This is a genomic window from Xanthomonas albilineans (assembly GCF_009931595.1).
Taxonomy (GTDB): domain Bacteria; phylum Pseudomonadota; class Gammaproteobacteria; order Xanthomonadales; family Xanthomonadaceae; genus Xanthomonas_A; species Xanthomonas_A albilineans.
This window is the reverse complement of the sequence record NZ_CP046570.1, coordinates 460475-472625: the sequence shown is the minus strand read 5'-3', so window position 1 is coordinate 472625 and position 12151 is coordinate 460475. Positions and strand designations below refer to the sequence as shown.

At 64.7% G+C, this 12151-nt stretch carries 11 protein-coding genes; 7 read left to right on the top strand and 4 right to left on the bottom strand.

All coding sequences use genetic code 11. From position 1 onward, the window contains the following. Complete coding sequence (locus tag XaFJ1_RS02020; protein ID WP_012915020.1) at window positions 1-492, top strand: DUF3106 domain-containing protein; 492 nt, start codon at window positions 1-3, stop codon at window positions 490-492. 7 nt (window positions 493-499) lie between these two features. On the opposite strand, the gene XaFJ1_RS02015 is transcribed toward XaFJ1_RS02020, so the two are convergent. Both XaFJ1_RS02015 and XaFJ1_RS02010 read right to left on the bottom strand, forming a co-directional pair. Further along, a complete protein-coding gene (locus XaFJ1_RS02015) occupies window positions 500-1582 on the bottom strand; it encodes an NAD(P) transhydrogenase subunit alpha (protein WP_012915019.1) in 1083 nt (360 codons plus the stop codon). Between the two features lie 176 nt (window positions 1583-1758). Beyond that, a complete protein-coding gene (locus tag XaFJ1_RS02010) occupies window positions 1759-4035 on the bottom strand; it encodes a DUF1631 domain-containing protein (RefSeq protein WP_012915018.1) in 2277 nt (758 codons plus the stop codon). Window positions 4036-4566: 531 nt separating this feature from the next. Between XaFJ1_RS02010 and XaFJ1_RS02005 the strand changes: the two genes are divergently transcribed. The 4 genes from XaFJ1_RS02005 (at window position 4567) to XaFJ1_RS01990 (ending at window position 7523) form a co-directional block, all read left to right on the top strand. After that, on the top strand, window positions 4567-5142 hold the full coding sequence (locus tag XaFJ1_RS02005; protein WP_012915017.1) for a nitroreductase family protein: 576 nt from the start codon (window positions 4567-4569) through the stop codon (window positions 5140-5142). Continuing rightward, entirely contained in the window at window positions 5139-6062 is a 924-nt protein-coding gene (locus XaFJ1_RS02000; RefSeq protein WP_012915016.1) for a 5'-3' exonuclease, read from the top strand. The genes XaFJ1_RS02005 and XaFJ1_RS02000 overlap by 4 nt, the downstream gene beginning before the upstream one ends. 119 nt (window positions 6063-6181) lie before the next feature. Continuing rightward, entirely contained in the window at window positions 6182-6733 is a 552-nt protein-coding gene (locus tag XaFJ1_RS01995; protein WP_045757169.1) for an NUDIX hydrolase, read from the top strand. Beyond that, the gene (locus XaFJ1_RS01990) at window positions 6726-7523 is read left to right on the top strand and encodes an N-formylglutamate amidohydrolase (RefSeq protein WP_012915014.1); all 798 of its coding nucleotides are present in this window, start codon (window positions 6726-6728) and stop codon (window positions 7521-7523) included. The genes XaFJ1_RS01995 and XaFJ1_RS01990 overlap by 8 nt, the downstream gene beginning before the upstream one ends. Before the next feature lie 93 nt (window positions 7524-7616). Here the strand turns inward: XaFJ1_RS01990 and pip are convergent, their stop codons facing one another. Beyond that, on the bottom strand, window positions 7617-8558 hold the full coding sequence (gene pip / locus XaFJ1_RS01985; RefSeq protein WP_012915013.1) for a prolyl aminopeptidase: 942 nt from the start codon (window positions 8556-8558) through the stop codon (window positions 7617-7619). Window positions 8559-8685: 127 nt separating this feature from the next. Beyond that, complete coding sequence (gene prmC / locus XaFJ1_RS01980) at window positions 8686-9519, bottom strand: peptide chain release factor N(5)-glutamine methyltransferase (RefSeq protein ID WP_012915012.1); 834 nt, start codon at window positions 9517-9519, stop codon at window positions 8686-8688. A 241-nt stretch (window positions 9520-9760) separates the two neighbouring features. On the opposite strand from prmC, the gene ahpC reads away from it, so the two are divergent. Together ahpC and ahpF are read left to right on the top strand one after the other, a co-directional pair. Then, on the top strand, window positions 9761-10327 hold the full coding sequence (gene ahpC / locus XaFJ1_RS01975; RefSeq protein ID WP_012915011.1) for an alkyl hydroperoxide reductase subunit C: 567 nt from the start codon (window positions 9761-9763) through the stop codon (window positions 10325-10327). Between the two features lie 176 nt (window positions 10328-10503). Continuing rightward, the gene (gene ahpF, locus XaFJ1_RS01970) at window positions 10504-12093 is read left to right on the top strand and encodes an alkyl hydroperoxide reductase subunit F (RefSeq protein WP_012915010.1); all 1590 of its coding nucleotides are present in this window, start codon (window positions 10504-10506) and stop codon (window positions 12091-12093) included. The last annotated feature ends 58 nt before the right edge of the window (window positions 12094-12151 follow it).

Here is a 12151-nt window from a genome sequence, read left to right as displayed (position 1 = left end):
ATGAATCGCCCGATCCGCTTTTCCCTGGCACTCACGCTATTGGCCAGTCACGTGATACCTGCCGTCTGCGCCACACCGCCGACGCCACCGGCTCCCGCCGTCGTCGATGCCCAGTCCGGCTCTCCCTTACCGGACTGGGAGCACCTGAGTCCGCAACAGCGCGAACTGTTGATCGCACCGCTGCGCCAACGCTGGAACGATGCCCCGTCACAACGGCAGCGGATGTTCGAGCATGCTCAGCGCTGGCAATCGATGACCCCGGAGCAGCGCGCGCACGCGCGCGAAGGCGCACGCCGCTACGAGGCCATGACCCCGCAACAACGCGAGGAGGCACAGGCAGTATTCGCCTACATGCGCACGCTACCGCCAGAACAGCGCAAGACGCTGCGCGACCGCCTGGACGCGATGACTCCTGCGCAACGTACGGCCTGGATCAAAGCCAATCTCGGTGCGAGCGCGCCTATGCCCGATCCCGCACGACCGCTTCCATAGCCGGCGCTCAGGCAGGATGCCAGCGCGTCTTCGCCAGCAACTCGTCGTTCCAGTCGTAGGTAATCGTCCCATCCTTGAGAAACAGCGCGACAAAGTTGTAGACGTTGCGCGCATACATCTCGCTGGCATGCACAGCGCCCATGCTGGCCAGATGCAGCGGCCCGGCGACGATCACACCGCCGTGTTCGATGGTCTCGCCAGGGCGAGTCAAGGCGCAGTTGCCGCCCGTCTCGGCGGCCAGATCCACCACCACACTGCCGGGCCGCATACCGGCGACCATCTCGGCACTGAGTATCTTCGGCGCCGGCTGTCCCGGCACTGCGGCGGTACACACCACTACATCGATGCCTTTGAGGTGTTCGGCCAGGCGCTGCTGCTGCTCGACACGCTCGGCATCGCTGAGTTGCCGCGCATAACCGCCCTCGCCTACTGCACTGACACCTAGGTCGAGAAACTTGCCGCCCAACGATTCGATCTGCTCGCGTGTCTCCGGGCGCACATCGAAGCCTTCGACCTGGGCGCCCAGGCGCTTGGCTGTGGCGATGGCCTGCAAGCCGGCCACGCCTGCACCGACGACCAGCACCTTGGAGGGACGGATGGTGCCGGCCGCGGTGGTCAACATCGGGAAGAAGCGCGGCGCCAATTGCGCAGCGATCAGCGTCGCCTTGTAACCGGCCATGCCGGCCTGCGAACTGAGCACATCCATCGCCTGGGCGCGAGTGGTGCGCGGCAAGCGCTCCAGCGGGAACGCGACCAGGTGTCGCGCCTGCAGCGCCGCGGCGCGCGCTGGATCGGCCTGCGGCTGCAACATGCCGACCACACCGGCACCCTCCTTGAGTTGTTCCAGCGCTTGGACCGGCAACGGCTGCACGCACAACACCAGATCCGCCTGCGCCGGACTCTCGGCATCGGCATGCTGCGCACCGGCGGCGAGATACGCGGCATCGACGAAGCCCGCCGACGCACCGGCATCCGGCTCGATCCGCACTTGGGCGCCCAACGCGCACAACTTCTTCACCGTTTCAGGCGTCGCCGCCACGCGGCGCTCGCCCGGCGCCGACTCCTTCACTACCAAAACCTGCACTGCCATGCGATTTCCCGTGCGCTGCCCGTCAGTCCAGTGCCGATGCTACAGGGTCCAGCGCATGATCGCAGCGGTTGGCGAGCGGCATGAAGATGCCTGTGCGGAAGAGACGGAAACGCAGACTCGCCAAGTGAGGCAATCGCGGAACGGAACCCGGGCAGACGTTCGCTCGACGCGGTCACTCAATGCAGGGTGACACTGCACGCATCGAGCCGTTCGACGACGCACTGCAAAGCGCTGTCGAAAGCGCCATCATCGACATGATTGCGCAGGCGACCGAGCCGCACCATCAGCGCTAATTCCTCCGGCGAGGCCACGCATAACCGCGCACCACGACGGTTGACGAACAACAGCCGCGACGAAATCGGGCTCACCCACGACAACTTACCGGCCTGCACATTGCTGTCGCGGTCGACGAAATCCAGCCAAGTGCCGGTGTCCATCGCGCGGAAACGGTCGGCGTCGGCACTGTCGAAATCGTCCACGGCCTCTGGCGCGGCCACTTCCACCGGCTGTACCTCCTGCGCCAGCGCTTGCGGCAGCGCCAACTGCGGCAGTTCCGGCAACCGACGCTCCAGTTCCGGACGCAGTTCGGCCACCGCCCGCAAGGTGTCGTGCAACGCATCGAATGCCGCCGTGACCGCTTCCGAATGTAAGCCAACGCTGGCGAAGATCTTGTACAGCGGCTCCTGCCAAGCCTGCAGCCAGGGTCTGCCGACGATATGCCGTTGCGCTTCGGCGGCTTCCTCCAGCAAGCCATCGGCCAGCGCGATGGCCTCGCGCACGTTGGGGCTATCCGCGTATTCACGCAGCATGACCATGGTCAAGTAGTGCTGCCAAGGCCGCCGCAGAAAATCCTCCAGTGCCTGCGGTAACTGTCGATTGTGCAGGCGCGCCTGTAACTCGGCTTCGGCGCGCTGCCGCGCCAGTTCCAGCTTTTCCTGGCCTCGCTGAGTCTCGGCGGCACGACGTTCAGCGATTTCGACCCGACGCCGATGCTGGGCCAGAAATTCGCGAAACTCCTCTTCCAAGGTCAGGAAGATCGCCATATTCTCGTTGAACTCGGCGAGCAGCCGCTCGATGATCTCCTCGACCTTGACCATCAGCACGCGCTCGTTCTGGGTCTCCCCGGTGTTGCCCTCGCAGGCCTCGGTCAGCGAGTTGAGCAAACGCCGCGCCGGATGCGTTTTCTGCACGAACATCCGCCGATCTAGCAGCGCGACCTTGACCAGCGGTACCAACAGCCGCCCGATCAACTCGCCCGAGCGACCGTCGAGTTCACGCTCGTCGAGCATCACGTCGAACAGCATGCCAACCAAGTCGATGGCATCTTCATCCACCGGATCCAGCCGCGCATCCGCCGGGTCCAGGCCACATTGAGCAACAGTGGACAACATCTCGCTCTTGAGCCGATGCGCCAACGACTCGCTTTCGTCGCCGACCACCGCACGCTGCGTAGCGCTGGGCGTGGCCTGCAACAATGACAACACCGACATCATCTCGCGCGGGCTAAGCGCGCGCTGCTGGCCGACCGCAGTGCGTGCCGCCGAGGTCGCGGTATCGCGCGCATTGCGGGTCTGCTGCAAAAGATCTTGCAACGCCTCAAGCAATACGTCCTGAGCGTCCTCGGGCAGGCGTGCAGTCCCATCGCGGGTGGCGGCCGGCGCACTACCGCGACGCTCGGCCCAACGTTTGACAAAACGTCTCGCCCAGGCCGGGGAATAGATCGCGTCATCGTCACCCTCGGCGTCGGCCTGAACGCTTGACACCTCGTGGTGCGCCGGATGTTTCGGCGGCGGCGGTGAGCGCGGGATCTCCGGCATCACCCCGGCCTCGGCAAGACGGTCGTCCAACTCCTGGTAGAACTGACCGATGCCGACGGCGAGATCGCGCTCGCACAACTTGATCAGCAGCAGGCGCACCTCCGGCTCCAGATCGCTATTGGAGAATGCCGCGTGTACGGCGACACCGATATGTTCGGGACCAACTGGATTGGTGTCGGCATCCAGTTCCAGACCACCGGCGATCCAACCCAGGCGAAGGTCAATGCGACCGAGTACGGACTTCCATTCGCGCAGCAGTACGCTGGCCAAGTTGCGCACCGCCAATCGCAACTCAAGCTCGTGCTCGGAGACTAGGCTCAAACTGTGTTCGTACCCGGCCATGGCCACCTCGGCCGAAAGCGGCGCACCCGCTTCCAGTGCCTGCCAAGCCGCCTGCAGTTGTGCATGGAAGCGCGCGGCGATGTCTTGGCGACGGCGTCGCAACTCGCGCATACCGTCCAGGAACAGCAACTGCGACGTACCAGCAGTTTCGGCATGGTCGAACAATACATCGTCGAAATGCGTCAGTGCCTCTGCAAACGCGGTATCCAGCACGGACAGCATGCCCTCGCGCGCCTGCGTCAACAGGCGCGGATCGCGCGCGGTGTATGCGTGCGGGCTGGGGCTGAAACTCATTATGAAATGGCTCCGCGCCGTCAACGGCACTCGACAGAAGTGAAGACAGAAGGCAAACGGACACGCCCTCTGCCTCTAGTTTTTCATAGTAGGCATACCACATGAACGTCAACTGTTTCACAAGAAGTATCTCCCACTCGGAACGTGATATTCACCATGATTCCAGACTGTAATTGCGTGATCGTGGCGACAGTCTTGCCTGAATAGACCTGTACGGACCAGGCACTCTGCCTCGACACCCCATCCTTTTCAGTCGCCCAAACTGCGCCATCATCGCGCCCCTCGGCGGAAGCGACACACAGACAACGGACGCGACGATTGCCGCACATGAAACGCGCGCCAATCGAGTTCACGCCCTGGCGCATACCAAGCCGCACGCGGCTGTCGCAATCGATGCAACTCCATCACGAGGCCATTCGTCTGCGAGCAACTAATCGGCAACGCAACACGACGGTGGTGCCACGGCAAGATCCACTTAGGCATGTCGACGAAGGAATATAATTTGCATCGGCCCAATCGGATTCAAAGCAGATGCACACACTTCATTCGCTGCAAGCGCTGGATGCACGGCGTTCGGTGCCGTCCATGCAATTGGGCGAGCCAGGACCGGACGCGGCGACGCTGCTGGCGATGCTGCAATCGGCCGTGCGCGTCCCCGACCACGGCAAGCTGGTACCGTTCCGGTTCCTGCGTATTGCCGGTCAGGCGCGTCTGACGCTGGGCGACTTCCTCGCCGAACGCAGCCTGCAGCGCGATCCCGCCGCGCCGGCCGCGGCGGTGGAAAAGGATCGCCAACGCTTCGCCCATGCGCCGGTAGTGATCGCGGTGATCGCGTGCCTGCAACGCGGACACAAGGTGCCGGAGATCGAGCAATGGCTGACCGCCGGCTCGGTATGCTTCGCACTGCTGCAAGCGGCGCAGGCCTACGGCTTCGGCGCCCAGTGGCTGACCGGATGGATGGCCTACGACGACGCGGTGGCCGCACGCCTGGGCCTGGCCGAACACGAACGCATTGCTGGCTTCATCCATCTAGGAACGGCGCAGATACAAGCGCCGGAGCGCGAGCGTCCCGATCCGCGGCGGCTGCTCAGCGACTGGACACCGTGAACCCGGCCACGCCCGCCTCGCGGCCGCTGTACCTGATCGACGCAAGCCTGTACGTCTTCCGCGCTTGGCATGCGATTCCCGACGAATTCCAGGACGCGCAGGGCTGGCCGACCAACGCCGTGCACGGCTTCGCCCGGTTCCTGCTCGACCTGCTCGAACGCGAGCGCCCGCAGCACATCGTGGTGGCGTTCGACGAAGCCCTGGACACTTGCTTCCGACATCGTCTGTACCCCGCATACAAGGCCAACCGCGCACCAGCGCCGGATGCGCTACGGCGACAGTTCGCCCATTGCCAGGCGCTGTGCGCGGCATTGGGCCTGTGCGTGCTGGCGGACCACCACTACGAAGCCGACGACCTGATCGGTAGCGCGCTGCACCGCGCGCGCGGCGACGGTTTTCACGGTGTGATCGTATCGGCCGACAAAGACCTGTCGCAGTTACTGCTGGAGTGCGACGAGCAGTGGGACTACGGGCGCGGCCAACGCTGGGGCGCGGCCGGAGTCAAGGCACGATATGGCGTGCATGCGCAGCAGATTGCCGACTACCTGGCACTGAGCGGCGATGCGATCGACAACATCCCCGGCGTCACCGGCATCGGCACGAAATCCGCCGCGATCTTGCTGGCGCATTTCGGCGATCTGGACACCTTGTTGGCACGGGTCGACGAAGTGGCGTTCCTACGCCTGCGTGGCGCGGCGCAGATGGCCGTGCGCCTGCGCGAGCAACGCCAACACGCACTGCTATGGCGGCAGCTGACCACCATCGCACTGGATGCGCCGCTGCACACGGCCACGCCCCAATTTACCCGTGGCACAGCCGACACCGACATCCTGCTGGGACTGTGCGAGACACTGCGCTTCGGGCCGTTGACCCGACGCAGGCTGCTGCAGGCGGCCGGCCTGGAGACCACGCCCAACTGAGCAGCCACCGCAGCGCGGTGCGCGCAACGCCGCAACAGCACTGGCACTACACTGCACAAAAGCGCCTCAGCGTCGCGTGCGCATCGGCGTCTTCTTCCTCTATGACCCGCGAGCTGCCCATGAACCACCAAAACTCCCCGCCCCGCATCGTCTACGAAGGCAAATACCAACGCATGGTGGTGCGCGGCACCTGGGAATACTCCGAACGCGTGCACGCAGGCGGACTGGCGGCGATCATCATTGCCGTGACACCGGACGACGAAGTGCTGTTCGTCGAACAATTCCGCGTACCTCTGCAGGCGCGCACCATCGAGATGCCAGCCGGTCTGGTCGGCGACATCGACGCTGGCGAATCGATCGAAGTCTCGGCGGTGCGCGAACTGGAGGAAGAGACCGGCTGGACCGCCGCGCATGCCGAAGTGCTGATGATCGGCCCGACCTCCTCCGGCGCCAGCAGCGAAAAAATCGCCTTCGTCCGCGCCACCGGCCTGCGCAAGGTCGGCGATGGCGGCGGCGACGCCAACGAGGACATCACCGTGCACACGGTGCCGCGCGCACGCGCCGCCGCGTGGCTGGTACAGAAAATGGACGAAGGCTACGCATTGGACCCGAAACTGTGGGCAGGCCTGTGGATGATCGAACACCACCTCGACGGCACTGCGCGTGGTTGAACCCGCCCCGGCACAGCTAACCCCACTGCTCGGTGCAGACGACCCGGACGTCTTCGCGATCCATCGCCCACAGGGCACCTCGCCATTCGTCCTGCTGGCCGATCATGCCGGTCGGACCGTGCCGCGCGCCCTGGCCAACCTGGACCTGCCCCAGCACGAACTGGACCGGCACATCGGCTGGGACATCGGCATCGTCGGCGTCACCCGTGCGCTGTCCACGCTGCTGGACGCGTGGGCGATCGAACAGACGTATTCGCGCCTGCTGATCGACTGCAATCGTCCGCTGACATCACCGACGCTGATTGCCGAGACCAGCGACGGCACTGTAGTGCCGGGCAATGCAGGGTTATCGGCCGCGCAGCGGCAGCAGCGCATCGCCGCAGTGCATACGCCCTACCACGCGCGCATCGCCGCCGAGCTGGATGCACGGCGCGCGAGCGCGCGTCCCACCCTGTTGGTGATGATGCACAGCTTCACTCCGGTCATGCACGGTGTATCGCGGCCATGGCATGCCGGCGTGCTGTACCACCGCGACACGCGCTTCGCCCATCCATTGCTGCAAGCGCTGCGCGAAGCCGGCGATCTAATCATCGGCGACAACGCGCCCTATGCGGTCAGCGACACCAGCGACTACGCCGTCCCAGTGCACGGCGAAGGCCGCGGCCTGCTGCATGCCGAGCTGGAAATCCGCCAGGACCTGATCGCCGACGACGCAGGGCAGCACGCCTGGGCGCAACGTCTGGCACGGATATTGACGACGCTGCAGCCGCAACTGCTGGCGATAGCCTGATCCCGATACACACAGCAACAACCGACCAGCGCGATTGCACCACCACTGCACCATCGCCCTCTCGGAGCATCGTCGCGGACTCCCGGATGCTGCTCAGGCGAAAGAGTCGGTCGCACGTATCAGCGCATCCGTATTCTCCGCTTCGAAGGCCGAATGACCCGATGCCGGGGTGATTTCCAAACGCGCCTTCGGCCACGCCTTGGCCAGATCCCAGGCATTGGCCAGCGGGCAGACCACATCGTAGCGACCGTGCACGATCACGCCGGGGATATCGGCGATGCGGTGCGCATCGCGCAACAACTGGTCTTCCACTTCCAGGAAACCGCCGTTGACGAAGTAATGATTTTCGATGCGCGCGAAGGCCAGCGCGAAGTGCGGGTCTTCGTGGCTATCGACGAAATCGGCGTCCACATGCAGGAAGCTGGTCGCCCCTTCCCACACGCTCCACGCCTTGGCCGCCGCCAGGCGGATGGCCTGGTCGTCGCTGATCAGGCGCCGATGAAACGCGGAAATCAGATCGGCACGTTCCACCGGTGGAATCGCGCCGACATAGTGCGCCCAAGCATCCGGAAACAGCCGGCTGGCGCCTTCCTGATAAAACCACTCCAGCTCCCAACGCCGCAGCAGGAAGATGCCACGCAGCACCAACTCGGCCACGCGCTGCGGATGCGTCTGCGCATAGGCCAATGCCAGGGTCGAACCCCAACTGCCGCCGAACACCTGCCAACGATCGATACGCAGGTGCTCGCGCAATCGCTCGATATCGGCAACCAGATCCCAAGTGGTGTTATCGACCAGATCCGCATGCGGCGTGGAGCGGCCGGAACCGCGCTGATCGAACAACACGATGCGGTACTTGGCCGGATCGTGGAAGCAACGCATTTTGGCGTTACAACCACCACCTGGTCCGCCATGCAGCACCAGCACCGGCTTGCCGCCAGGGTTACCGCACTGTTCGTAATACAGGGTGTGGCGCGCGTCCACCGGCAACAGGCCGCTATCGAACGGCTCGATCTTGGGATACAGCGTGCGCATGGGGACTCCTGCGGAAAATCCCGATTCTACCTATGGACCGCCGCGTCGCGTGCGCTGCCACGGCGCGCGTCTTCGGCACTCAACAGACCACGCATTGGACATGCCAGGGCAGAACCTGTACCGCCACTCATGCAAGCGGCCAACAACCCAGTGTGACCCGATCGCGGAGTTCTAGATCTTGGTAAGTCTCCACTGCGATGAAGCGTGCAGCCGTCAGCAGCGCGCGCACGGCGTTGCCCTGGTCCCAACCATGCTCCAGCAGCAACCAACCGCCCGCCCGCAGGTGCGCCGGTGCGCCGGCGACGATCTGCCGGATGTCGTCCAACCCATCGACACCGGAGGTCAAGGCGCTCAGCGGTTCGTAGCGCAGGTCGCCCTGGGTCAGATGCGGATCGCCGGCGGCAATGTAAGGCGGATTGCTGGCGATCAGGTCGAAACGCTGCCCGGCCAGCGGCACCAGCCAGGCGCCATGCGCGAAGGCCACATTGTGCAGACCGTGCGCCAGCATGTTGGCCTCGGCCACCGCCAACGCCGCGGCACTGAGATCGGTCGCCAGCACCTGCGCCCGCGGACGTTCGCTGGCCAGCGCCAGCGCGATCGCGCCGCTGCCGGTGCCCAGGTCGGCGACGCGGCGGCCCGGCTGCATGTCCAACCGCTCCAGCGCCAGTTCCACCAAACGTTCGGTATCGGCACGCGGGATCAGGGTGGCCGGGCCGACCGCCAGATCCAGGGTCCAGAAGCCGCGCCGGCCCGTCAGGTAAGCCACCGGCTCGCCCTGCGCGCGCCGGGCCACGAGCCCTCGGAATACCGCCACCGTCTCCGCCGACAGTGGCTCGCGCGCATGCGCGAACAGCCAGGCGCGGTCACGCTGCAGGGCATGGATCAACAGGACTTCGGCATCGCCACGCGCGACCTGGGTGCAGGCCGCGCGCAGCAGGGACTCGGGAGTGGGCGCATTCATCGGTATCACGATGACCCAGCGAGCTGGAAAAGCCAACGTGGTAGAACCTTCTCTGCTACCTGCAGCTGTCAGGCGGCACCCGATGGCATCACCGCAGTGCAGCAAAGAGCCAGACTTGGCTAACGATAGAGAAATTCTATCTATTTAATTCCATTAATCGATTTGAGAAACCTATCCTCTGCTCCTATCATCGCCCTTGCTCCATCCCCCACCCCCTCTCCCCCAACCACGAGGAAACTCCATGTCGTCTTTGATCAACACCCAGGTCCAGCCATTCAAGGCCAACGCCTACCGCAACGGTGAATTCATCGAAGTGACGGATGCGGATCTGAAGGGCAAGTGGTCGGTCCTGATCTTCATGCCGGCCGCCTTCACCTTCAACTGCCCGACCGAAGTGGAAGACGCTGCCGAGCACTATGCCGAGTTCCAGAAGATCGGCGCCGAGGTCTACATCGTCACAACAGACACCCATTTTTCGCACAAGGTGTGGCACGAAACCTCCCCTGCGGTGGGCAAGGCCCGCTTCCCGCTGGTCGGCGACCCGACCCACCAACTGACCCGTGCTTTCGGCGTGCACATCGAGCACGAGGGTCTGGCCCTGCGGGGCACCTTCGTCATCAATCCGGAAGGCGTGATCAAGACCGTCGAAATCCACGACAACGCCATCGCCCGCGACGTCACCGAGACCCTGCGCAAACTCAAGGCCGCGCAGTTCGTCGCCTCGCACCCGGGCGAGGTGTGCCCGGCCAAGTGGAAGGAAGGCGAAAAGACCCTGAAGCCGTCGCTGGACCTGGTCGGCAAGATCTAAACCACGTCCACTCCCATCTCCGCCGCTCTGGCGGGGGTGGGGGTGAACCGCAGCCGGTGATGGCGCAACGCGCGCCTGTCGGCTGCGGTTCACCCCTCCTCCCAGTTGCTTGGCGACCGGCTGCCCGTGCGGCAGTCGCGCCTCCCCCTCGCTTTGCCCAACGTCAGGAGTCCGCCATGTTGGATGCCGATCTGAAAACACAGTTGAAAGCCTATCTGGAGCGGGTCGTGCGGCCCATCCATATTGCCGCGTCGGTGGACGACGGTGCCAAATCGCGCGAGATGCTCGATCTGCTCGAAGAACTGGTGCTGCTCTCGGACAAGATCACCTTGGATGTGCACCGCGACAGCGACGAGCGCACGCCCTCGTTCGCACTCAACAGCCCCGGTCAGGACATCCACCTGCGCTTCGCCGGGCTCCCGATGGGCCACGAATTCACCTCGCTGGTGCTGGCGTTGCTGCAAGTCGGCGGTTATCCGTCCAAGGCCACCGCGGAGCTGATCGAGCAGGTGCGCCACCTGCCCGGCGAATACCGTTTCGAAACCTATTTCTCGCTGTCCTGCCAAAACTGTCCGGACGTCGTGCAGGCGCTGAACCTAGCCGCGGTGCTGAACCCGAACATCCAGCACGTGGCCATCGATGGCGCGCTGTTCCAGGAGGAGGTGGAAACACGGCAGATCATGTCGGTGCCCACCGTCTACCTCAACGGCGAAGTGTTCGACCAGGGACGTATGAGCCTGGAGCAAATCGTCGCCAAGCTCGACACCGGCGCGGCCAAACGCGAGGCGGTGGCGATCGCGGCCAAGGCGCCATTCGACGTGTTGGTGGTCGGCGGCGGCCCAGCCGGCGCGGCGGCGGCGATCTACGCCGCACGCAAGGGCATCCGCACCGGCGTGGCAGCCGAGCGGTTCGGCGGCCAGGTGCTGGACACCATGGCAATCGAAAATTTCATTTCGGTGCAGGAAACCGAAGGCCCGAAGATGGCCGCGGCACTGGAGCAGCATGTGCGCCAGTACAACGTGGACATCATGAGCCTGCAGCGCGCCGAGCAATTGATTCCGGCCGGGGCCGACGGCCTGGTCGAGGTCAAACTGGCCAATGGTGCGTCGCTGAAGAGCCGCACGGTGATCCTGTCCACCGGCGCGCGCTGGCGGCAGATGAACGTGCCGGGCGAGGATCAATATCGCAACAAGGGCGTGGCCTACTGCCCGCACTGCGACGGCCCGTTGTTCAAGGGCAAACGCGTCGCGGTGATCGGCGGCGGCAACTCCGGCGTGGAAGCAGCAATCGACCTGGCCGGCATCGTCAGCCACGTCACCCTGGTCGAGTTCGACAGCAAGCTGCGCGCCGACGACGTGCTGCAGCGCAAGCTGCGCAGCCTGGGCAACGTGGACATCATCGTCAACGCGCAGAGCACCGAGGTGCTCGGCGACGGTCAGAAGGTCACCGGCCTGATGTACAAAGACCGTGTCGGCGACGCTGTCCACCAATTGGCGCTGGAAGGCATCTTCGTGCAGATCGGGTTGCTGCCGAACACCGAATGGCTGCAAGGCGCGGTCGCCTTGTCGCCACGCGGCGAAATCGTGATCGACGAGCGCGGCCAAACCTCGCAACCGGGCGTGTTCGCCGCTGGCGACGCGACCACGGTACCGTACAAGCAGATCATCATCGCCATGGGCGAAGGCTCCAAGGCGGCGCTGAGCGCGTTCGACCATCTGATTCGCCACAGCGCGCCGGTCGCCGGCGGCATCGCCGAGGCGGCTTGATGTCTTCGCCCCACGCCGCCGACCGGCGTGGGGCTATGCTGTGGCTCTGCGCCGTCTC

Coding starts and splice junctions, on each gene's coding strand:
- XaFJ1_RS02020 (WP_012915020.1), top strand. CDS start 1: ATGAATCGCCCGATCCGCTTTTCCCTGGCACTCACGCTATTGGCCAGT.
- XaFJ1_RS02015 (WP_012915019.1), bottom strand. CDS start 1,582: ATGGCAGTGCAGGTTTTGGTAGTGAAGGAGTCGGCGCCGGGCGAGCGC.
- XaFJ1_RS02010 (WP_012915018.1), bottom strand. CDS start 4,035: ATGAGTTTCAGCCCCAGCCCGCACGCATACACCGCGCGCGATCCGCGC.
- XaFJ1_RS02005 (WP_012915017.1), top strand. CDS start 4,567: ATGCACACACTTCATTCGCTGCAAGCGCTGGATGCACGGCGTTCGGTG.
- XaFJ1_RS01995 (WP_045757169.1), top strand. CDS start 6,182: ATGAACCACCAAAACTCCCCGCCCCGCATCGTCTACGAAGGCAAATAC.
- pip (WP_012915013.1), bottom strand. CDS start 8,558: ATGCGCACGCTGTATCCCAAGATCGAGCCGTTCGATAGCGGCCTGTTG.
- prmC (WP_012915012.1), bottom strand. CDS start 9,519: ATGAATGCGCCCACTCCCGAGTCCCTGCTGCGCGCGGCCTGCACCCAG.
- ahpC (WP_012915011.1), top strand. CDS start 9,761: ATGTCGTCTTTGATCAACACCCAGGTCCAGCCATTCAAGGCCAACGCC.
- ahpF (WP_012915010.1), top strand. CDS start 10,504: ATGTTGGATGCCGATCTGAAAACACAGTTGAAAGCCTATCTGGAGCGG.